The organism is Nonomuraea antimicrobica (assembly GCF_039536965.1).
GTDB classification, from domain to species: domain Bacteria; phylum Actinomycetota; class Actinomycetes; order Streptosporangiales; family Streptosporangiaceae; genus Nonomuraea; species Nonomuraea antimicrobica.
Map to the genome: position 1 here is coordinate 109,768 of NZ_BAAAZP010000022.1, position 19,840 is coordinate 129,607.

General features: G+C 73.4%; 19 protein-coding genes. 7 read left to right on the top strand and 12 right to left on the bottom strand.

The window, feature by feature from the left end; translation table 11 throughout:
• Positions 1-12: 12 nt before the first annotated feature.
• Entirely contained in the window at positions 13-1,122 is a 1,110-nt protein-coding gene (gene ald / locus ABD844_RS07895; protein ID WP_344874480.1) for an alanine dehydrogenase, read from the top strand.
• A gap of 160 nt (positions 1,123-1,282) precedes the next feature.
• Here the strand turns inward: ald and ABD844_RS07900 are convergent, their stop codons facing one another.
• The 7 genes from ABD844_RS07900 to ABD844_RS07930 all read right to left on the bottom strand — a co-directional run bounded on the left by ABD844_RS07900 (position 1,283) and on the right by ABD844_RS07930 (position 7,164).
• Positions 1,283-2,659 (bottom strand): tetratricopeptide repeat protein, encoded by a 1,377-nt coding sequence (locus tag ABD844_RS07900; RefSeq protein WP_344874482.1) that lies wholly within the window; start codon positions 2,657-2,659, stop codon positions 1,283-1,285.
• A gap of 55 nt (positions 2,660-2,714) precedes the next feature.
• The gene (locus ABD844_RS07905; protein WP_344874484.1) at positions 2,715-3,617 is read right to left on the bottom strand and encodes a sulfite exporter TauE/SafE family protein; all 903 of its coding nucleotides are present in this window, start codon (positions 3,615-3,617) and stop codon (positions 2,715-2,717) included.
• Positions 3,618-3,877: 260 nt separating this feature from the next.
• Complete coding sequence (locus tag ABD844_RS07910) at positions 3,878-4,642, bottom strand: methyltransferase domain-containing protein (protein WP_344874486.1); 765 nt, start codon at positions 4,640-4,642, stop codon at positions 3,878-3,880.
• A 12-nt stretch (positions 4,643-4,654) separates the two neighbouring features.
• Positions 4,655-5,143 carry a Clp protease N-terminal domain-containing protein gene (locus tag ABD844_RS07915; protein ID WP_344874488.1) on the bottom strand — a complete coding sequence of 163 codons (489 nt, stop codon included), beginning with the start codon at positions 5,141-5,143 and terminating at the stop codon, positions 4,655-4,657.
• 10 nt (positions 5,144-5,153) lie between these two features.
• On the bottom strand, positions 5,154-5,357 hold the full coding sequence (locus ABD844_RS07920) for a hypothetical protein (protein WP_425568518.1): 204 nt from the start codon (positions 5,355-5,357) through the stop codon (positions 5,154-5,156).
• Positions 5,358-5,416: 59 nt separating this feature from the next.
• Positions 5,417-6,064 carry a response regulator transcription factor gene (locus ABD844_RS07925; protein WP_344874490.1) on the bottom strand — a complete coding sequence of 216 codons (648 nt, stop codon included), beginning with the start codon at positions 6,062-6,064 and terminating at the stop codon, positions 5,417-5,419.
• Positions 6,061-7,164, bottom strand: coding sequence for a sensor histidine kinase (locus ABD844_RS07930; protein WP_344874492.1), 1,104 nt, complete (start codon positions 7,162-7,164; stop codon positions 6,061-6,063). The genes ABD844_RS07925 and ABD844_RS07930 overlap by 4 nt, the downstream gene beginning before the upstream one ends.
• A gap of 95 nt (positions 7,165-7,259) precedes the next feature.
• Here ABD844_RS07930 and ggt point away from each other — a divergent pair, with 95 nt between their 5' ends.
• Complete coding sequence (gene ggt, locus ABD844_RS07935; protein ID WP_344874494.1) at positions 7,260-8,996, top strand: gamma-glutamyltransferase; 1,737 nt, start codon at positions 7,260-7,262, stop codon at positions 8,994-8,996.
• Positions 8,997-9,020: 24 nt separating this feature from the next.
• On the opposite strand, the gene ABD844_RS07940 is transcribed toward ggt, so the two are convergent.
• Both ABD844_RS07940 and ABD844_RS07945 read right to left on the bottom strand, forming a co-directional pair.
• Positions 9,021-10,457 carry a flavin-containing monooxygenase gene (locus tag ABD844_RS07940; protein WP_425568519.1) on the bottom strand — a complete coding sequence of 479 codons (1,437 nt, stop codon included), beginning with the start codon at positions 10,455-10,457 and terminating at the stop codon, positions 9,021-9,023.
• 195 nt (positions 10,458-10,652) lie between these two features.
• Complete coding sequence (locus ABD844_RS07945; protein ID WP_344874496.1) at positions 10,653-10,829, bottom strand: hypothetical protein; 177 nt, start codon at positions 10,827-10,829, stop codon at positions 10,653-10,655.
• A gap of 104 nt (positions 10,830-10,933) precedes the next feature.
• Here ABD844_RS07945 and ABD844_RS07950 point away from each other — a divergent pair, with 104 nt between their 5' ends.
• Entirely contained in the window at positions 10,934-11,719 is a 786-nt protein-coding gene (locus ABD844_RS07950) for an SURF1 family protein (protein ID WP_344874498.1), read from the top strand.
• A gap of 2 nt (positions 11,720-11,721) precedes the next feature.
• Positions 11,722-12,033, top strand: coding sequence for a DUF3817 domain-containing protein (locus ABD844_RS07955; RefSeq protein WP_344874500.1), 312 nt, complete (start codon positions 11,722-11,724; stop codon positions 12,031-12,033).
• Between the two features lie 43 nt (positions 12,034-12,076).
• Here the strand turns inward: ABD844_RS07955 and ABD844_RS07960 are convergent, their stop codons facing one another.
• From ABD844_RS07960 to ABD844_RS07970, 3 genes are all read right to left on the bottom strand, one after another.
• Positions 12,077-12,268, bottom strand: a complete 192-nt coding sequence (locus ABD844_RS07960; protein ID WP_344874502.1) for a hypothetical protein — start codon at positions 12,266-12,268, stop codon at positions 12,077-12,079.
• 152 nt (positions 12,269-12,420) lie between these two features.
• Positions 12,421-13,491, bottom strand: coding sequence for a protein kinase domain-containing protein (locus ABD844_RS07965; protein ID WP_344874504.1), 1,071 nt, complete (start codon positions 13,489-13,491; stop codon positions 12,421-12,423).
• A 51-nt stretch (positions 13,492-13,542) separates the two neighbouring features.
• Positions 13,543-14,397, bottom strand: a complete 855-nt coding sequence (locus ABD844_RS07970; RefSeq protein ID WP_344874506.1) for an arylamine N-acetyltransferase family protein — start codon at positions 14,395-14,397, stop codon at positions 13,543-13,545.
• 72 nt (positions 14,398-14,469) lie between these two features.
• Here ABD844_RS07970 and ABD844_RS07975 point away from each other — a divergent pair, with 72 nt between their 5' ends.
• Genes ABD844_RS07975 through ABD844_RS07985 form a run of 3 tightly spaced genes read left to right on the top strand, consistent with a single transcriptional unit; the run spans position 14,470 to position 19,795 of the window.
• Positions 14,470-15,153 carry a response regulator transcription factor gene (locus ABD844_RS07975; protein ID WP_344874508.1) on the top strand — a complete coding sequence of 228 codons (684 nt, stop codon included), beginning with the start codon at positions 14,470-14,472 and terminating at the stop codon, positions 15,151-15,153.
• A complete protein-coding gene (locus ABD844_RS07980; protein ID WP_344874510.1) occupies positions 15,150-18,260 on the top strand; it encodes a DUF4153 domain-containing protein in 3,111 nt (1,036 codons plus the stop codon). Before ABD844_RS07975 ends, ABD844_RS07980 begins: the two co-directional genes overlap by 4 nt.
• A gap of 8 nt (positions 18,261-18,268) precedes the next feature.
• Positions 18,269-19,795 carry an N-acyl-D-amino-acid deacylase family protein gene (locus tag ABD844_RS07985; protein ID WP_344874512.1) on the top strand — a complete coding sequence of 509 codons (1,527 nt, stop codon included), beginning with the start codon at positions 18,269-18,271 and terminating at the stop codon, positions 19,793-19,795.
• Positions 19,796-19,840 lie beyond the last annotated feature (45 nt).

Sequence of the window (19,840 nt, forward strand, 5' to 3'; positions counted from 1 at the left end):
GGATCCACCGCCATGAAGATCGGCGTCCCCGCCGAGGTCAAAAACCACGAATATCGCGTCGCCGCCACTCCGGCGGGCGTGCACGAGTTGGTGCGCAACGGGCACGACGTCACCGTGCAGCGGGGCGCGGGCCTGGGCTCGCAGATCCCGGACGAGGAGTACCTCTCGGCCGGTGCGAAGATCCGCGACAGCGCCGACGAGGTCTGGGCCGACGCGGACATGGTGCTCAAGGTGAAGGAACCGATCGCCGAGGAGTACCACCGGCTGCGCGAGGGGCTGGTGCTGTTCACGTACCTGCACCTGGCCGCCTCCCGGCCGTGCACCGAGGCGCTGCTCCAGGCCGGGACGACCGGCATCGCGTACGAGACCGTTCAGGTCGGCAACGCGCTGCCGCTGCTCGCCCCCATGTCGGAGGTCGCGGGCCGGCTGGCGCCGCAGGTGGGGGCGTACAACCTGATGCGCTTCAACGGCGGCCGTGGCGTGCTGCCCGGCGGCGTGCCCGGTGTGGCCCCGGCCAGGGTGGTCGTCATCGGCGGCGGCGTCTCCGGGCTGAACGCCGCGCAGATCGCGGTCGGCATGGGCGCGGACGTCACCGTCCTCGACACCAACGTCGACCGCCTGCGCTTCATCGACGCCGTCTACCAGGGACGGCTCAAGACGCTGGTGTCCACCTCGTACGCGATCGAGCAGGAGGTCCTCCAGGCCGACCTGGTCATCGGCGCGGTGCTGATCCCCGGTGCCAAGGCCCCGACTCTCGTCTCGAACGCCCTCGTCGCGCGTATGAAGCCGGGCTCCGTGCTCGTCGACATCGCCATCGACCAGGGCGGCTGCTTCGAGGACTCGCGGCCGACCACGCACGCCGACCCCACCTACAAGGTGCACGAGTCGGTCTTCTACTGCGTGGCCAACATGCCGGGCTCGGTGGCCAACACCTCCACGTACGCGCTGACCAACGCGACGCTCCCGTACGCGGTCAAGCTGGCCAACCTGGGCTGGCGCGCGGCCGTCAAGGCCGACGCCGGCCTGGCGGGCGGGCTCAACACCCACGCGGGGCGGCTCACGAACGAGCCGGTCGCCCAGGCGCTCGGCCTGCCCTGCACGCCGGTCTCCGAACTGGTCTGACCGCTCTGAGGGCACGGCCACGCCGCCGTGCCCTCGCGTCGTGCCCTCGCACCGTGCCCTCGCACCGTGCCCTCGCACCGTGCCCTCGCACCGTGCCCTCGCACCGTGCCCTCGCACCGTGCCCTCGCACCGTGCCCTCGCGCTGTGGCGTCGATCGGGGTCAGCGCACTCCGAGGCGGCGGCGCAGGTCGCGGGCCGTGGTCAGGACGTGCTGGAGCTCGCCCGGGCTGGGCCACGGCGCGCTGCCCGGGCGTACCAGCGTGCCGCGTACCGAGGCCAGGTGCTCCACCGCGCTGGCGTGCACGCCGCTGCGCGCCACCAGCCAGGCCAGCACGTCGGGGTGGCGGTGCAGCGGCCGGGTCACCAGGTCCCACGTGGCCAGCACCTCGGCGAGGTCGGCCGCCGCCAGCGGCACCCCGCCCCGGCGGCCGGTGGCGATGGCGGCCAGCTCCGCGCGGGCGGTCAGCTCGGGCTCGGCGGGACGGTCCCAGGCGGCCGGCGGCGGGTCGGACAGCCACTCCTTCGCCTCCCCGTGCTCGCCCGCCACCGACAGCAGCCCGCCCAGCTCCACCGCGGCCCCGTGGTGCCCGGCCCGCGCCGCCTGACGGAACCAGTGCTCGCCGCCCACCAGGTCGCCGAACTCGGCGATGAGCAGCAGCCCGTAGTCGAAGGCCGCCTCGGCGTCGCCGCCGGCCGCCGCCCGGCCGAACCAGTGGCTGGCCGCCGCCGGGTCGCCCAGCTCCACGCAGACGAACCCGGCCATCCGCTGGTCCTCCGCCCGCCCCGCGCCCGCCGCCTGCTCGAACCAGCCCCGCGCCGTACGCAGGTCGCCCCGGGACAGCGCGACCCCGCCGAGCCGCGAGGCCGCGCCGGGATGCTCGCTCCTGGCGGCCAGCCGGTAGTACGCCTCGGCGCCCTCGGGATCACGGCTGGCGTGCAGATAGAGCCCCAGACAGTACGCCGACTCGGCGTGCCCGCCCCGGGCCGCGCACTCCCACCGCCGCACGGCCTCCGCGTCGTCGCCCGAGCCGTAGGCCAGGAACCCCAGGTCGTGGGCGGAGGCCACGTCGCCGTCGTCGGCCGCCCGCCGGTACCAGTCGCGGGCCGTGCCCAGCTCGCCCGCGTCCTCGCAGATCAGCGCCAGCCTGCGCGCGGCCGTACGGGACCCGGCCGCGGCGGCGGTCTCGAACCAGGCGCGGGCGGCCACCGCGTCGCCGCGCTGCTCCAGTAGGAGCGTGGCCAGGTTCGTGGCGGCCTCGGCGTCGCCGGTGCCGGCGGCGGCCTCGTACCAGGTGAGGGCCTCCTCCAGGCTGCCGTGCTTCTCGTGCCAGATGCCCAGGTTGTAGGCGCTGTCGACGTTGCCGCCCGCCGCCGCCCGCTCCCACCAGAGCCGGGCGGCCGCACGGTCGCCGTGCTGGGCGTAGAGCTTGCCGAGCCGGTGCGCGGCCCGCGCGTCGCCCGCCCGCGCGGCGGCCAGCAACTCGGGCTCGTCTCCCACGCGCGGCGCCGGTACCGCCACCTCTCCTTGCCAGGCCATGGCGACAGACTGGCACGTGATCACCCGATCGCGAACCGTAATCGCCGACAAGGTCCTACGAGAAGTCGATGAAGCCGGTGTACATGCCCATGCCGCACACGTACCGCAACGTGCCGGGGGGTTGCGGCGGCAGCCGTACGGTGGCCGGCAGCGGCACGTCGCGCCCGTCGATCGTGACGGTGCCGGTGCACCCCCGGTCCGCCACCTTGAAGACCACCTCGACGGGCACACCCGCGCGCGCCGACACCATCGCGGGCCGGTAGCCCTCGCGCGTGGCCCACACGGTGACCGACTGCGTGCCGTCGACCATCCGCGCCGCCGCGAGGCCAGGGCCCGCCGCCGGCGCCGGGGCGGAGAGCCAGCCGCCCAGGTTGAGCCCGGCGCCGACGGTCCAGAGCCCGGCGGCGACGGCCACGACCCCGGCCAGCCGCGCCAGACGGGTGCGGGAGACGTGCCGCAGCACGTACCCGAGCAGGGCGAACGCGGGCGCGGTGCCGACGACGAACCCCGCCATGGCCGCCGCGCCCGCCACCGGCGAGCCGCTGGAGACGGCGAGCATCTCGATGCCGAGCGTGACGCCGCAGGGCACCAGGATGGTGGCCGCCCCCAGGAGGGGCGCCCGGTAGCGGGCCGCGTTCCGTACCTGGGCCGTCGGCGTCGCGGGGGCGCAGGCGGCCCGTCCCCGCCGCATGATCCTGACGGCGTACGCGACGACCGTGAGGCCGGCCGCGACGAGCAGCACGGCCCTGGCCTGGGGCGGCGGGCTGACGGCCGAGCCGAGCAGCCCGAGCAGCGCCCCCGCCGCGCCGTACGAGGCCAGCCGCCCCGCCAGGAACCAGGCCACCAGCGCGGGATCGCGCCCGTGGCCGTCGCCCGCGAGGCCCATCATGAGCCCGCCCTGGGTCGCGGTGCAGGTGGCGGTCCCGGCCACGAGACCGGCGGCCAGGCCGCCGGCCATCAGGGAGACGGCCTGCGCGCTCAGCGGACGAGCACCGTACGGTCAGCAGCGGCGCGCCCCGCGAACGGCCAGGGGCGACCGCAGCCGCACCGGCCGCGGGACGTGGCGATGGCGTGCATGGCCGACCCCGCTCTCTACGAAGGCGCATACGCAACGTAACGCGGGGCCGGGAACGCGGCCAGTGACAGTTGTCCCACCCTGGGTGACGTTTGGGGCGGGCCGCCCCGGAGCGCGGACCTTCTTCGGGCGGAGGCGGGCCGTCATGCGGCCTGGCCGGTGGGCCTCCTCGCCTCGATGAGCACCCGGGCGGAGTGGGCCACGAACGGCCCCTCCGACTCGATCAGCTCGTGCAGCTCCCGCAACCTGTCGCGGTAACGCTCGACCGAGAACCCGGGCACCGTCCAGATCACCTTCCGCAGGAAGTAGACCACCGCCCCGATGTCGCCGAACTCCATCCGCAGCCGCTCGTGGCGCAGGTCGAGGACCTCCAGCCCGGCGGACTCGGCCTCCTCCCCGGCCAGGACCCGCTCGTCCGCCGCGCCCTCGCGCGGCCCCATGAAGTAGTCGCGCAGCTCAGCGACGCTGCGCGGCCCGATCTGCTGGGAGAGGAAGGTGCCGCCGGGTCGCAGCACGCGGGCGATCTCCGCCCACCACGTCCGCACCGGATGGCGGCTGCTCACCAGGTCGAAGACCCCGTCGGCGAACGGCAGGCGCGGCTCGTCGTCGTCGGCCACCACCCAGGCCCCGCGCGGGCGCAGCCGGGCCGCGGCCAGCGCCAGGTTGGGCGGCCAGGACTCGGTGGCGACGGTCATCGGCGGCAGGGTGGGCAGCCCGGCCAGGACCTCGCCCCCGCCGGTCTCGACGTCGAGCGCGGCCCGCGCCCGCGCCATGCGCTCGCCCAGCCGCCGGGCGTAGCCCCATGAGGGCCGCCGCTCGGTGGCCCGGCCGTCGAGCCAGGAGAAGTCCCAGCCCGCCACGGAGACCTCGTCGGCCTCCTGGACCAGCTCTTCGAACGTGCGTCGCATCCTTCGACGATCTCAGCGGCCCGCCCCGCGTTCAATCCAATTTCGTTCGGCGAAGCGGTCGCGGACGGTCGCGCGGTCGAGCCCGAGCTGGTCGATGAGCTGGGCGACGGGGTCGGGCCGCCTGCGCTCCAGCAGGTTGAGCGCCAGGTGCCGGGGCATCTGGGCGTTCCTCGTCTTCGCCGTGGTGGCCTTGATGGACTCGTTGAGCACGGCGCGGGCGCTGGAGGTGAGCGCGGTGGAGGGAACGGCGGGATGCTTGCGCGGGGTCTCGGGCAGCTCGCCGACCTCCAGGCCGAGCAGGCGCAGCGCCGCCCGGTCCAGCTCGTCCAGCGCCGTGCGGGCGGCCGCCAGGTCCACGCCCATGGTGTGGGCCGACTCCTCGTGGTGCAGGAGGCCGAGCAGCAGGTGCTCGGTGCCCAGCCGCCGGTCGCCGCGCAGCCGGGCCTCCTCGAACCCGGCCTTGACGATCACCGCCACCGCGCTCTTCTGCCTGCCGAACATCGTCAGCTCCTCACTTCCCGTATTTGGCGTGCACCGACTGCCGTGACATGCCGAGCGCGTCGCCGATCTGCTCCCATGTCCAGCCCTGCTCCCTGGCCAGCGCCACGGACACGGCCTCGACCTGCTCGGCCAGCCGGTGCAGCGCGCCGACCGCGCGCAGGCCCATCGCCGGGTCGTTGGCCCGGATCCGCTCGGACAGCTCTCTGACGTCCACGCTGTCAGTCTAGCCTGACACGGGAGGAGCTTGTCAACCTGGCCTGACGGCCATGACGTTCACAGCCAGCCCGGCTTGACCAGGCCCGACTCGTAGGCGATCACGACGAGCTGGGCGCGGTCGCGGGCGTGCAGCTTCATCATGGCCCGGCTCACGTGCGTCTTCGCGGTCGCCGGCGACATGAACAGCTTGGCCGCGATCTCGTCGTTGGTCATCCCGGTGCCGACCAGGGAGAGCACCTCGCGCTCGCGCTCGGTGAGCTGGTCGAGGCCCTCCGCGGGAACGGGCTCCTTGGCGCGGGAGGCGTACTCGGCGATCAGCCGGCGGGTCACGCTGGGCGACAGCAGCGCCTCCCCGGCGGCCACCACCCGCACGGCCTGGATCAGCTCGGCCGGCTCGGTGTCCTTGACCAGGAAGCCGCTGGCGCCGCCGCGTAGCGCCTCGAAGACGTACTCGTCCAGCTCGAACGTCGTCAGGATGATGATGTGCGGCCCCGGCGGCATGCGCCGGGTGGCGGTCAGGCCGTCGGTGCCCGGCATGCGGATGTCCATGAGCACCACGTCCGGCCGGTGCTCGCCCGCCAGCCGGACGGCCTGCGCGCCGTCGGACGCCTCGGCCACCACGGTCATGTCCGGCTGGGCGTCCAGCAGCGCCTTGAAGCCCGCGCGGACCAGCGCCTGGTCGTCGGCCAGCAGCACGTTGATCATGAGGTCTCCTCGGGTAGTGGCAGCCGGGCCTCGACCTGGAAGCCGGGGCCGGCGGGACCGGCGACCAGCGTGCCGCCAAGCGCGGAGGCCCGCTCGCGCATGCCGGGGATGCCGTTGCCGCTGCCCGACTCGGACAACACGGCCGGGGTGGTGGCGCCCGTGTCCGACACCTGGACGACCAGCTCACCGTCGGCGAACTCCAGGCGCACGCTCACCTCCGAGCCAGGGGCGTACCGGGCGGCGTTGGTGAGCGACTCCTGGACGATCCGGTACGCCGCCCGATCCACCTGCGACGGCAGCGGCCGGGAGCCGACCCGCTCGAGGCTCACCTCCATCCCCGACCGCTCGACCAGCTCGTCGAGCCGGTCGAGCCCGGCGGTGGGGGAGCGCGGGGCGCCCTCGCGCAGCACGTCCAGCACCGAGCGCATCTCGCCGAGCACCTCCTTGGAGGCGGTCTTGATCGTGGCCAGCGCGCTTCTGGCCTGCTCGGGGTTGGCGTCGATGAGGTGCAGCGCGGTCGACGCCTGCACGTGGATGAGGGAGATGTTGTGCGCCAGCACGTCGTGCAGCTCCTGCGCCATCGTCAGGCGCTCCTCGCTGGCCTGCCGTCTGGACTCCTCCTCGGCGGTCCGCTCGCGTTCGGCCCGGCGCTCCCTGACGATCCTGGCCAGCTCGGCCACGACCATCAGCAGCATGATCGAGGTGAGGATCCACACGCTGTGGAAGATGTCGCGGTTGCCGACCATCCAGGCGTACGACAAGAAGGACGCGAGCGTCATCCCGGCCATGAACCACGCCATCAGCCTCCTGCCGCGCACCACCAGGAGCACCAGCAGGACACCGGGGCTGATGAAGCTGGGGCCGTAGGCGTAGCCGGCGATCAGGAAGAGGTCGCACGCGGCGAGCGCGGCGGCGGTCGTGAGCAGCGGGAAGCGGCGGTGCAGCAGCACCGCCAGCGGGCCGACCAGCAGCAACGCGTAGGCGTAGGGGTCGAGCGGCTCCCGGTCCCGCTGCCCCCACGAGGCGCCCCTGGCGATCACCATCTGGCCGACCGCCACGATCAGGGCCAGATAGGGGTCGAAGCCGTACTTCCTTCGCACGTCACCCACGCTAGAGGACCCTTCTGACCAGCGCATCACCCCGGTGTGTCAGGGGGCCCTACCACGACGGGCGTACCTGGGTCATCGTGGAGACCATGCGTCGTGTGATCATTCCCGCAGCAGCAGTCCTCATCGCGCTCGCATCGGCACCCGCCGCGCTCGCGCAACCCCAGCACTCCCAGAAGAAGGTCCCCGTCGCCGAAGGGTACGGCGGCGCCGTCGCCACCGTTGACTTAGATGCCAGCAAGGCCGCCATCTCCGTGCTCAGGAAGGGCGGCAACGCCGTGGACGCCGCGGTCGCCGCCGGGGCGGTGCTGGGCGTCACCGAGCCGTACTCGTCGGGCCTGGCCGGAGGCGGCTTCATGGTCTACTACGACGCCAGGCAGCGCAAGGTCTTCACGATCGACGGCCGCGAGACCGCGCCCCAGGCCATGACCGCCACGTCGCTGGAGGGCATCCCGTTCGAGGAGGGCGTCACCAGCGGCCTGTCCGCGGGTGTGCCCGGCACGGTCGCCAACTGGGACCTGGCCCTGCGCAGGTTCGGCACGATCTCCCTCAAGCAGGCGCTCCAGCCGGCGATCGAGGTGGCGTCCAAGGGCTTCGTGGTCGACCAGACCTTCCACGACCAGACCGCCGCGAACGCCGCCCGCTTCAAGGACATCGCCTCCACGGCCGAGCTGTACCTGCCCAACGGCGCCCCGCCGCCCGTCGGGTCGGTCTTCAGAAACCCCGAGCTGGCGGACACGTACCGCGAGCTGGGCAGGCGCGGCCCCGCCTGGCTCTACGGCGGGCAGCTCGGCAAGGAGGTCGTGGCGACCGTCAAACGGCCGCCGGTCACCCCGGGCAGCACCCGCAACGTCCGTCCCGGCCTGATGGAGCTGTCCGACCTGCGGGCCTACCGGGCGCTCCTGCGCGAGCCCACCAAGGTCTCCTACCGGGGCATGGACGTGTACGGCATGGCCCCGCCCTCCTCCGGCGGCTCGACGGTCGGGGAGGCGCTCAACATCCTCGAAGCGCTGCCGGACGTGGGCCTGCACGAGTACCTGGAGGCGTCCAGGCTGGCCTTCGCCGACCGCGGCAAGTACGTCGGCGACCTCCCCGGCGTCCCGCTGAGCGAGCTGCTGTCCGACGGCTTCGCCAAGGAGCGGGCCTGCCTGGTCGGCGACACCGCGATGGGACACCCGGCCGCGCCCGGCAACCCCGACGGCTCCTACGAGCCCTGCCCCGCGCCGACCGGCCAGGCCGCCCCGGTTGCCACGGAGGGCCCGGAGACCACCCACCTGGTCGTGGCCGACCGCTGGGGCAACGTGATCGCCTACAACCTGACCATCGAGTCCACCGGCGGCAACGGCATCGTGGTGCCGGGCCGCGGCGTGCTGCTCAACAACGAGCTGACCGACTTCACCTTCGGCCCGGCCCCCGGCGACCCGAACCTGCCCGGCCCCGGCAAGCGGCCCCGCTCGTCGATGGCGCCGACGCTCGTGTTCGAGGACGGCCGGCCGGTGCTGGCGGCCGGTTCGCCCGGCGGCTCCACCATCATCACGACCGTCCTGCAGATCCTGGTCAACCGGTACGACCTCGGCATGAACCTGCCCGACGCGCTCGCCGCACCCCGCGCCACCCAGCGCAACACCGAGCAGACGCAGGCCGAGCCCGCCTTCCTGGCCAGGTATCAGACCGAGCTGGCGGCCAAGGGGCACAAGTTCGCCCAGAACCCGGAGATCGGCGCCGCCACCGCGCTGGAGTTCCTCGGCCGGGGCCGGATCCAGGCCGTGGCCGAGCCGTCGCGACGCGGGGGCGGCAGCGCGCTGGTGGTGTCGCCGAGCAGATGAGGTCGCCCGCTCGTAGCTGAGCTGCTAGTAGATGAGTTCGTACGCGCCGGGCCTCACCCTCCGGGTACGCGCCCAGTACTCGAAGGTGAAGCCCGGCCAGATCGTCCGGTTCACTCCGTTCTCGTCCAGGTACCAGGAGTGGCAGCCGCCCGCGTTCCAGACCAGCGGGTCGAGCCGCCGGCGCAGCCGGTCGTTGAACGCCCGCTGCGCCTCCGGCCGGACGTCCACGGCCCTGGCCCGGGTGCGGGCGAGCAGGCGCAGGCACTCGATCACGTAGCGGACCTGCGACTCGATCATGAACACGACCGAGGTGTGCCCGAGACCGGTGTTGGGGCCGAGCAGGAAGAACAGGTTGGGAAAGCCCGAGGTGGCGATGCCGTAGTAGCCCTCGACGCCGTCCTTCCACGCCTCCTGGATGCTCACCCCGCCCCTGCCGGTGATGCGCCGGCCGGTGAGCGCGTCCACGACCTTGAAGCCGGTGCCGTAGACGATCGCGTCGGCCTCGTGCTCGACCCCGGCGGCGTCCACGAGCGAGCGCTCACGGACCTCCGCGACGCCCTCGGTGACCAGCGTGACATTCTCCCTGGTCAGGGCGGGGTAGTAGTCGCTGGAGACCAGGATGCGCTTGCAGCCGATCAGGTAGTCGGGGGTGAGGGCGGCGCGCAGCCCAGGGTCGGGGACCTGGGCGCGCAGGTGGCGGAGCGCGAGCCGTTCGTGGGCCTTCATCAGGCGCGGGTCCACGGCGAAGCCCAGGGCCCGGCTCTCCAGGGCCCAGTAGATGCCGTCGCGCAGGGCCCTGGCCGCGCCGGGCGCGCGCAGCAGCCGCCGGGCGGCGGGGGAGAAGGCGAGGTCCGGCTTGGGGTGGATCCAGGGGGCCGTGCGCTGGAAGACGGTCAGGTGGCGGACGACGGGGGCGAGCCGGGGGACGAACTGGACGGCGGAGGCGCCGGTGCCGACGACGGCGACGCGCCTGCCGGCCAGGTCGGCGGAGTGGTCCCACCCGGCCGAGTGGAAGGCCGGGCCGGTGAACGACTCCCGCCCCGCGACGTCGGGAAACTTCGGGACGTGGAGGGCGCCGATCGCGGCGACCACCGCCTTCGGGCGCAGGACGTCGCCGTCCTCCGTGGTGAGCGTCCAGTCGCGGGCGGCGTCGTCGTACTCGATTGAGACCACGCGCTTGCCGTACCTGAGGTGGGGGGTGATGCCGTACTTGGCGGCGCAGGCGCGCAGGTAGTCGTGGATCTCCGCCTGCGGCGAGAACATCCGCGACCAGTCCGGGTTCAGCTCGAACGAGTACGAGTACAGGTGCGAGGGCACGTCGCACGCGCACCCGGGATAGGTGTTGTCCCGCCAGGTGCCGCCCAGCTCGGCGGCCTGCTCCAGGACGAGGAAGTCGTGGAAACCGGCCTCCTTGAGCTTGACGGCCATGCAGATCCCGGCGAACCCGGACCCGATGATCACTATCCGCGGCCCTGTTCCCGCCACTGTCCGTGGCTCACCCACTCGACCTCCCGAGGGCGTGCTCTTATTGGACTTCTCATCCAATATAGTGACCGTGTTTCACCGAGGTCCAGAGGGGGATCCGTTCTGCCCGGGAACGACGAAGACCCGCCACGGCCTCCGCGGCGGGTGATGCAGTCGGCTGCTACCGGACGGCTACTGGAGCAGCAGGAAGGCGGCCACGCCGACGATCACGATGGCGACGACGACCGCGATGATGGGCACGAGCGGCGACTTCTTGGGCTTGGACACGGCCGCCTCCTGCTCGCGAGCGTTCGCGAACGCGCGGAAGGCCTGGGTGTTGCCCGCGGGGTCGATGTGCTGGTCAGACATGGCCAGCAGCCTAGCGTCATTGCCTGTGCCGTTTGTGTCTTTTGGCGGGATCTGCGGGCCGGGCTGATTACGGGACCGCCCCACCGGCCGGATAGCTTTGAAGCATGCTGAGGACCCTGCTCTCACCCCGGCTCATGGGGCTGCACCTGCTCACGACAGGGGTCCTCGTCGCGTTCATCCTGCTCGGGCGCTGGCAGCTCGGCGTCTTCCAAGATTCGGGAAAGCCGCACGCCTCCACGGATCCCGGGCCTGTCGCGGTCGCCACGCTCGCCCAGGTGGGGTCCCAGATGACCGGCGAGGCGGTGGGCCGCAGGGTCACGGCGGAGGGCGTCTACGAGGCCGGGCGTCAGCTCCTGGTCGCCGACCGGCGCGCCGACGTCGACGCCCCCGGGGGCAACGTCTCGCGCGACGACGGCTACTGGGTGCTCACGCCGCTCCGGCTCGACGACGGCACGCTCATGCCCGTCGTACGCGGCTGGGTGGCCAAGGCCGACGACCCGGCGGTGGCCTCGGCGCCGCAGGGCCGGGTCACCGTGGCCGGGCGGCTACGGCCCCAGCAGGGCACCGACAGCGTGCAGCGGCGCGCGGAGGGCCTGCCGGCCGGCCAGGTGCAGACCGTCTCCACGGGCGAGCTGGTCAACCTGTGGACCGGCCAGCGGGTCCGCACCGGCTATGTCGTGGCGCAGCCGCCCTCCGGCTCGCTGACGCAGGTCAAGGTGGCCCCGCCGGTCGTGGGCGGCACGCTGACCTGGCGTAACCTGGCTTACGCCGCCAACTGGTGGATCTTCGCTGGATTCGCCGTCTTCATGTGGTTCCACTTCGTCCGCGATGCCGTGCGGGCGGACCGGGACCGCGGCACGTCGTCCCCTGAGATGGTTCTGGAAGGTTAACGGTGGAATCGGCTCTCAAGCCCTTCCGGGTGCTCGCGTACGCGGTGGGTGTCATGCTTCTCGTGCTCTGCGTGGCCATGGTGCTGCGCTACGGCTTCGGCGAGGCGTCCATGTCCAAGGTCATCGCCCCCATCCACGGCGGGCTCTACATGATCTACCTGATCGCGGTGATGAATCTGGGCATGAAGGCGCGCTGGACGTGGCCGTACATGCTCGGTGTCATGCTCGGCGGCACGGTGCCCTTCCTGTCGTTCTACGTCGAGCGAAGGGTGACCCAGCGCGTGCAGACGGCGCCGGCCGCGGCGGGGGCCTGAGAGCCGGGCCCTCGGGCCCCGCCGCCGACGGGTCAGCGGCCGGTCAGTGGCCGATGCCGCGCTTGCGAGCCCTCTTGAGCCGCTCGCGCTGCGACGGGTCGAGCATCAGGTAACCGACGACCGGGGCGGCGACCACGCCGAGGACGACCAGCAGGGTGACCCAGCTGGGCAAGAAGATCAGCGAGAGCAGAACCGCGGCGCCCGCGCCGATGGCGTACTTCTGGATTGGAGACATCCGCAACTTCCTCCGAACGCGGAGCCCACGCCCCGCCTCTTCCACATTCTGCGTCGCCTGTCCAACGTGTGAACCCACCGCCGTGGTTCCATTCGCGATGTATCGCAATCGTTGCGCGCGTCGCCGGGCCTCTCCATCCCGTTACCCCGGATCTACGTGCCGCCCTGTTCGACGACCGCCAGCAGGTCGAGGCGGGCCTCGTCGAGGGTGGGACGTTCCAACGGGTCACCCGACAGGAGCCGGAACAGGACGGGGGCCAGCGTCCCGGCCCGCGTCAGCGACGCTCCGGGCGCGGGCGGGCGGCCCTCGGCGGCGGCGAAGAGCGTGGCCCCGAGGGACCACAGGTCGGCCGCCTGGGTGACGGCCCCCTCGGGGGCGGTGTAGGCGGGCAGCGTCCCCGACCTCGGCAACGGCGTCAGCCGCGCCCGCCCGTCGGCGTCCACGAGGATGTTGCCCGGCTGCACCCCGCCGTGGAACTCGCCCAGCTCCGCCAGCCGGTCGAGCACCGCCAGCCCGATCGCGGCCACCTGGGCGGGCGGCAGCGGGCCCGAGCCCTCGATGACCGCCTCCAGCGGCCGGTCCACGGCCAGCAGGTCGAGCGTCTCGCGTACGACCTCCGTCGGGGGCGGCCCCGACGGGTGCAGCATGGCCCGCAGCAGCGACCTGAACGGGTCGGCCCCCGCCGCCGGGACCTGGCCGGGCGGCCGGCCCTCCACCGCGTAGTGCAGCGTGGCGGCCAGCGACCACAGGTCGGCCGAGGGCAACATGCTGAGGCTGGGGAACCCGAACCCGCTGAGCAGCGCCCGGCCGGTCGTGGTGAGCAGCACGTTGCCGGGATCGACCCGCCCGTGCACGATCCCCGCCTCGTGCGCCGCGGTCAGCGCCGACAGCACGCAGACGCCCACCCTGGCCGCCTGCGGGACGGGCAGCGGGCGGCGCGAGCGTACGGTCTGCTCCAGCGAGGTCCCGGAGACGAACTCCATGACCAGCCACGGAGCATGGTCCTCGAACACCACGTCGAGCACCCGCACGACGAACGGGTGCCGCAGCCCGGCGGCCCTGCGCGCCTCGAACAGGGCCGCGTCGCGCAGCTCCGGAGGCACCCGCAGCCGCCTGACCGCGACGTCGCGGTGCTCCGCCTCGTCGAAGGCCAGGCGTACGGAGCCCGTGCCCAGGGGGTTCAGCAGGCGGTAGCGACCGTTCAGCTTCTTGGTCTCACCCATGTCGGAACGCACGATAGCGCCAGGACACCGCCGAGACCACGGGGCGGCCCGTCACGCGGAGCGGCCCGTCAGCCAGTTCTCGTGGGCCTTGTTCACCTTGCGCCACAGCTCGTCCTTCTCCTCGGCGCTCACGTCGTCGAGCGGCAGCAGGAAGACGTCCGCCAGGGCCGCGTAGTAGTCGCGCGAGGTGTCCAGCGTCACCGAGTGCGCGCCGGCGCCGAGCCGGGTGAGGTGCAGCCCGCGCAGGCTGTCCACCCCGTACGCGTCGCGCCGCTGGACCGCGGCCACCCGCACGAAGCCGGACTCCGGAGACGTGGTCAGATGGCGATGCATACCGGTGAACGCCGACATCTCCGCGGGCTCCGTGGCGAAGTCCATGCCGTCGAACGAACCATTCGGGTCGTGGTCGAACCGCCACCCGCCGGGCGCGACCTCCGAGGCGCGCAGGACGTACTGGAAGGGCCCCTGCCGGTACGTGCCCGCCACCAGCGGCAGCGGCTCGTGCAGCGCGTCGCCGAGCCCGACGTCCACCAGCCACTCGCCGCCCGGGTTGTCGCCTGAGGGCAGGCCGCGCACGGTCAGCACCAGGTGGCTGGCGTCGACCTCCGGCGCGCCGCCCCGCTTCTGCACGCCGCCGACGTGCCGGACCACGTCGTAGCCGAGCGCCCCGGCCAGCGCGGAGAACGCGCCGTTGAGGTGGTAGCAGTAGCCGCCCCTGCCCCGGATGATGCGCTCGGCGGACTCCCGCGGATCGACGGTCGTGGACCGGCCGAGCCAGATCTCCAGCGCCTCGTACGAGACCTTCTCGACGTGGGCCCTGTGGAGAGTGCGCAGGCCGTCGGCGCTGACGGGGAAGCGGAGCGGATCGGGCAGGCCGAGCCGGCGGAGGTATCCAGCGGTGTTCACCCGCCAAGTCTGCACTGTTTGTGCACGAATTTAGGAGTGTCGTCTGCACAGGCCGCTTCTAGGCTTTCGTACGTGGCAGAGCAGCGACGCATCCTCGTGGTCGAGGACGATGTGACGATCGCGCTGGCCGTACGGAACAGGCTGGCCGCCGAGGGCTTCGACGTCAGGGTGGCCGGCGACGGGCAGGACGCCCTCGTCCAGTACGGCAACGCGGAACCGGACCTGGTGATCCTCGACCGGCTGTTGCCCGGTCTCGACGGGCTGGAGGTCTGCCGCAGGATGCAGGCGGCCAAGCCGGTGCCGGTGCTCATGCTGACCGCGCTCGGCGAGGAGACCGACGTGCTCGTCGGGCTCGGGGTCGGGGCCGACGACTACCTGGCCAAGCCGTTCAGCATGCGCGAGCTGGTGGCCAGGATCCACGCGCTGCTGCGCCGGGTGGAGCGGGCGTCCCAGCTCGCGGCCGAGGACACCGTGATCAGGGTGGGCGAGGTCGAGATCGACACCGCCGCCCGCCGGGTGTTCGTCCGGGGCGCGGAGGCGCAGCTCACCAGGACGGAGTTCGACCTGCTGCGCCGCCTGGCCGAGCGGCCGGGACAGGTCTTCGAGCGCGACCGGCTGCTGTCGGACGTGTGGGGCTTCTCCGAGGCGGCCGCCACCAGGACCGTGGACAGCCACGTCCGCGCCCTGCGCCGCAAGCTGGGGTCCGACGTCGTACGCACGGTGCACGGCGTCGGCTACGCCCTGGTGCGGCGATGAACCCGCTCGACTTCCTCGGCCGGATCAAGGTCAAGCTCGGCATCGTGATCGTGCTGGCCGTGGGGACCGCGTTCGTGGTGAACGAGGTCGGCATCAACGCCGGCCTCTCCCGCGAGGTGCGCATCGCGGTGGCGGTGGTCCTGGCGCTGATCATGGTGCAGGTGCTGGCCATGGGCATGACCAAGCCGCTGCGCCAGATGGCCCGCGCCGCCCAGACCATCGCCAAGGGCAGCTACACCCTGCGCGTGAACGCCACCTCGCGGGACGAGGTGGGCGAGCTGGCCAGGGCGTTCAACGCGATGGCGGCCGACCTCGGCGAGGTGGACCGGCAGCGGCGCGAGCTGGTCGCGAACGTCAGCCACGAGCTGCGCACGCCCATCACCGGGCTGCGCGCCGTCCTGGAGAACGTCGTGGACGGCGTCTCAGCCGCCGACCCCGGCACCATGCGGACCGCGCTCGCCCAGACCGAACGGCTCGGCCGCCTGGTGGCCCAGCTCCTGGACCTGTCACGGCTGGACTCGGGCGTACGCCTGATCGAGGCCGAGGCCGTCGAGCTGGCCCCGCTGGCCGAGCAGGCCGTGCGGGAGGCCGCGCTGGCGCGCGAGGACGTGGTGCTGCGGCCGCTCGTCCCCGGCGACCTGGCGGTGCGGGCCGACCCCGACCTGCTGGCGCAGGTCCTGTCCAACCTCCTCGACAACGCGGTACGGCACAGCCCGCCCGGCGGCGTGGTGACCGTACGCGGGGAGGCGGACGGCTCCGGGATCCGGCTCACGGTCGACGACCAGGGGCCCGGCATCCCGTCCTCGGCCAGGGGACGGGTCTTCGAGCGCTTCTCCCGGCTGGACGCGGGCCGCGCGGCCGACTCCGGGGGCGCGGGGCTCGGGCTGGCCATCGTGAAGGAGATCGTCGAGCTGCACGGGGGATCCATTCGCATCGACGACTGTGCCGGGTGCCGGATGGTCGTCGAATTACCAGGGAGGACGACGATGACGGACGTGCCCTTGCAGGCCGAGCACGGCACGGGGGACGAGGGCACGGCGGGGGAGCCCGCCGACGCACCCGTTGCCGCGAGCACCACAGGGGTGACGGCCCGCACGCCCGCACCCATGCCCACACCCACGCGCCCGCCTGCGCCCGTGCCCTCTGTAACTGTGGCTGCGGCTGCGGCGGTCGGCGGTGCCGTGACCGTGGAGCAACCCGTCGGGCGGACCGCCCAGATCACGCCTGCTGCCCCGGCCGCGACGAGCGGCGCTCCCACGAACGCCCTGCCCGTCCCGGCGAGCACCGCTGTGGCGGGTGCGGGGCCCGTCGGCGCTGGAAGTGCTCCGGGCCCTCTCCCTGTGGGGAGCGCGCCGTACGGGGTGCCGGGGGCCTCTGGGGGAGGCGGGGTGTGGGCCAGGTTGATCGGAGGCGGGGTCATCGGCGTCATGATCGGGTTCCTGGTCGGCATGTTCGCCGCCGTCCTGGCCAGCGTGACGGTCGGCGACGGGTTCGCGCTCGTGACGCTCGTCGGCTGCGTCGCCCTCACGGGAGCCGTCGGCGCGGCCCTGGGCGCGGGCTCCGGCAGGCGGGCCGCCGCGGCGGCGTACGAGGCGACGGCGCCGTACCGGGGCCAGGCCGGGCCGCCCCCGCCCTACGTTCCCCCGCCGCTCTTCCCCAGGCCCGAGCTGCCCGAGCCGCCCCGGTGGCTGTTGCCGGCGGCGGCGGGGGCGGGCGTGTTCGCCGCGGTGGCGCTGCCGGAGGCGCAGATCGGGCTGGGCATCGTGCTGGTGGCGATGGTGCTGGGCGCGGCGGCGCTGCCGGCGGTGCGGCGGCGGATGACGCCGTGGACGCTGGCGTTCGGGGCCACGGCGTACTGGCTGATCTCGATGGCGGCGGTGCGCGACGCCGACTGGCTGGTCGCGATCCTGCTCGTGGCGGGGGCCGGGCTGGGCGGGCTGGCGGTCTCCGGCGCGGGGGGCGGCTGGCTGGGCGTGATCAGGGGCGGCGTGTCCGTGGTGCTCGCGCTCGGGCCGGTGCCGTGGTTCCTGGCCAGGCCGGTGAAGCGGCTGACCGCGCGGCGGCGCGTGCTGCCGATGGTGGCCGCGCTGGGCATCACGGCGGTGCTGCTGCTGGTGTTCGGGCTGCTGTTCGCCTCGGCGGACGCGGTCTTCGCCGCGTACGTGGAGCGGCTGACCACCGCGCCGGACTGGGCCGAGTCCGCGCCGGTGCGGATCTTCCTGTTCGCGCTGTTCGCGGTGCTGCTGGCCGCCGTGGTGCTGGTCGCGCTCAGGCCGGTCGTCGACCCCGTGGGGCCGGACACCAGGTTCGGGGTGAGCAGGAGCGTCTGGCTGGTGCCGCTCACGGCGGTGAACCTGCTGTTCGCCTCGTTCGTGGCGGTGCAGATCACGGCGTTGTTCGGCGGTGACACGCTGGTGGTGAGGACGGCCGGGCTGACCTACGCCGAGTACGCCAGGCAGGGTTTCTTCCAGCTCGTCGTGGTCAGCGTGGTCGTGCTGGGGATCGTGGCGGTGGCCGCGGGGCTGCTGAAGGTCGGGTGGCGCGAGCGCTGGCCGCTGGCCGTGCTGCTCGGCGTGCTGTGCGGGCTGACCATGGTGGTGCTGGCCTCCGCGCTGCACCGGATGAACCTCTACACCGACGCCTACGGCCTGTCCCGGCTGCGCCTGTCCGTGCAGGCCACGGTGTGGTGGCTGGTCGCGCTGTTCACGCTGGTGCTGGTGGCGGGCGGCGCGCGCATGGCGGGGCGCGGGAGCGGCTGGCTGCCCCGTACGGTCGTGCTGGTCACGGGCCTGAGCCTGGGCGCGTTCGCGGTCGTCAACCCCGACCTCCAGGTGGCGCGGACGCAGGTGCAGGTGCGCGGCCTCGACAAGATGGACTCCGACTACCTCGGCGACCTCGGCGCGGAGGCGGTGCCTGCGCTCGACCGGCTGCCCGAGCCGCAGCGCAGTTGCGTGCTGGCGGCCGTGGTCGAGGCCAACGGGCTCGCCGAGCCCGACCCGTGGAACGGCTGGAACCTGGCCCGCTCCCAGGCCCGCGATCTGCTGGCAGAGCGGCCCGTGAAGGAGGCCGCTAACTGCGTCCCGGCCTACTCCCGCCGCTCTGATTGAATCCTGGGGTGAGCTTCGACGTAGTCATCAGCGGCGGACGGGTGCTCGACGGCACGGGCGCCCCTCCGTTCCGCGCGGACGTGGCGGTGACGGGCGACCGGGTGGCGGCGGTCGGCCGGCTGGACGGCGCCAGGGCGGGCGCCGTGATCGACGCGACGGGGCGGTTCGTCGCGCCCGGCTTCGTCGACTGCCACGCCCACGGCGACGCGGCCGTGTTCGACCCCGCCGTGCAGCGGGCGGCGCTGCGGCAGGGGGTGACCACGTTCGTGCTGGGTCAGGACGGGCTGTCGTACGCGCCCGGCTCCGCCGCGACCGTGGCCTTCGTCTCCCGCTACTTCGCGGCCGTCAACGGCGCGCTGACCGACGGGCCGCTGACCGTGGGCGAGCTGCTCGACGGCTACGACCGGGCGGCGGCGCTGAACACCGCCTACCTGCTGCCCCACGGCACGATCCGCTACGACGTCATGGGCCCCTCGCCCGACCGGGCGGCGCCCGGCGACCTGGCGGCGATGGTCCGCCACGTCGAGCGAGGGCTCTCCGAGGGCGCGGCCGGGCTGTCGAGCGGGCTCGAATACCTGCCGGGCCGCTACGCCGACGCCGAGGAGCTGGCCGCCCTGTGCGCCCCGCTCGGCGGCCTCCCGTACGTCACGCACATGCGTGCCTACGGCGCGAAGGCCGGGACGGGCATGGAGGAGGTCGTGGAGATCGCCGAGCGCTCAGGCGCGGCCGTGCACGTCTCCCACCTGCACGGGCCCGCCGACGTGCTGTTGCCGCTGGTCGAGCAGGCGCTCGGCAAGGGCGTCGACCTCACCTACGACACCTACCCCTACCTGCGCGGCAACACGATCCTGGCGATGGCCGCGCTGCCGCCGTCGGTGCCTGGCGCGGACCCGGGCCCCGCGCTGGAGATGATCGCCTCCGGCGCGCTCGACGCGTGGTGGCCGACGCTGTCCGGCCTCTGGCCCCGGCTGACCGTCTCGCACGCCCCCGGGCTGGAGTGGGCGGAGGGGCTGACCATCGTGACGGCGGCCGAGCGGGCGGGGGTGGAGCCGGCCGAGTTCTGCCGCCGACTGCTGACGGAGACGCGGCTGGAGGCCGGTGTCGTCATCGCCCGTCCCGACGAGGGCCCGCACGGCGAGGAGTCCGTACGCCGGATGCTCCGCCACCCCTCCCAGACCGGCGGCTCCGACGGCATCTACGTCGGCGGACACCCGCACCCGCGCGGGCACGGGGCGTTCGCCAGGTTCCTCGGCCGGCACGTCAGGGAGCTGGGCGACTGGACGTGGGAGCAGGCCGTGACGCACCTGTCCGCCCACCCCGCCCGGCGCTTCGGGCTGGCCGACAGAGGGCTGCTGCGGCGCGGGTTCGCCGCCGACGTAGTGGTGATCGACCCGGCCACGGTGGCCGACCTGGCCACCTATCAGGCCCCTCGCACGCTCGCGGAGGGGATCGACGACGTGCTCGTCTCCGGCGTACGCGTGCTGGCGGGCGGCGAGCTGACCGGGGCCACTCCCGGGCGCGCGCTCCGGCCGTGAGCGCACGCCCGTCGAGACAGCCGTTGAGATAGGGTCGGACGCGGA

What these genes read in the sequence shown, in the direction of transcription:
- ald (WP_344874480.1), top strand. Translation starts at nt 13, where the DNA reads ATGAAGATCGGCGTCCCCGCCGAGGTCAAAAACCACGAATATCGCGTC.
- ABD844_RS07900 (WP_344874482.1), bottom strand. Translation starts at nt 2,659, where the DNA reads ATGGCCTGGCAAGGAGAGGTGGCGGTACCGGCGCCGCGCGTGGGAGAC.
- ABD844_RS07905 (WP_344874484.1), bottom strand. Translation starts at nt 3,617, where the DNA reads ATGGCCGGCGGCCTGGCCGCCGGTCTCGTGGCCGGGACCGCCACCTGC.
- ABD844_RS07910 (WP_344874486.1), bottom strand. Translation starts at nt 4,642, where the DNA reads ATGCGACGCACGTTCGAAGAGCTGGTCCAGGAGGCCGACGAGGTCTCC.
- ABD844_RS07915 (WP_344874488.1), bottom strand. Translation starts at nt 5,143, where the DNA reads ATGTTCGGCAGGCAGAAGAGCGCGGTGGCGGTGATCGTCAAGGCCGGG.
- ABD844_RS07925 (WP_344874490.1), bottom strand. Translation starts at nt 6,064, where the DNA reads ATGATCAACGTGCTGCTGGCCGACGACCAGGCGCTGGTCCGCGCGGGC.
- ggt (WP_344874494.1), top strand. Translation starts at nt 7,260, where the DNA reads ATGCGTCGTGTGATCATTCCCGCAGCAGCAGTCCTCATCGCGCTCGCA.
- ABD844_RS07945 (WP_344874496.1), bottom strand. Translation starts at nt 10,829, where the DNA reads ATGTCTGACCAGCACATCGACCCCGCGGGCAACACCCAGGCCTTCCGC.
- ABD844_RS07950 (WP_344874498.1), top strand. Translation starts at nt 10,934, where the DNA reads ATGCTGAGGACCCTGCTCTCACCCCGGCTCATGGGGCTGCACCTGCTC.
- ABD844_RS07960 (WP_344874502.1), bottom strand. Translation starts at nt 12,268, where the DNA reads ATGTCTCCAATCCAGAAGTACGCCATCGGCGCGGGCGCCGCGGTTCTG.
- ABD844_RS07965 (WP_344874504.1), bottom strand. Translation starts at nt 13,491, where the DNA reads ATGGGTGAGACCAAGAAGCTGAACGGTCGCTACCGCCTGCTGAACCCC.
- ABD844_RS07980 (WP_344874510.1), top strand. Translation starts at nt 15,150, where the DNA reads ATGAACCCGCTCGACTTCCTCGGCCGGATCAAGGTCAAGCTCGGCATC.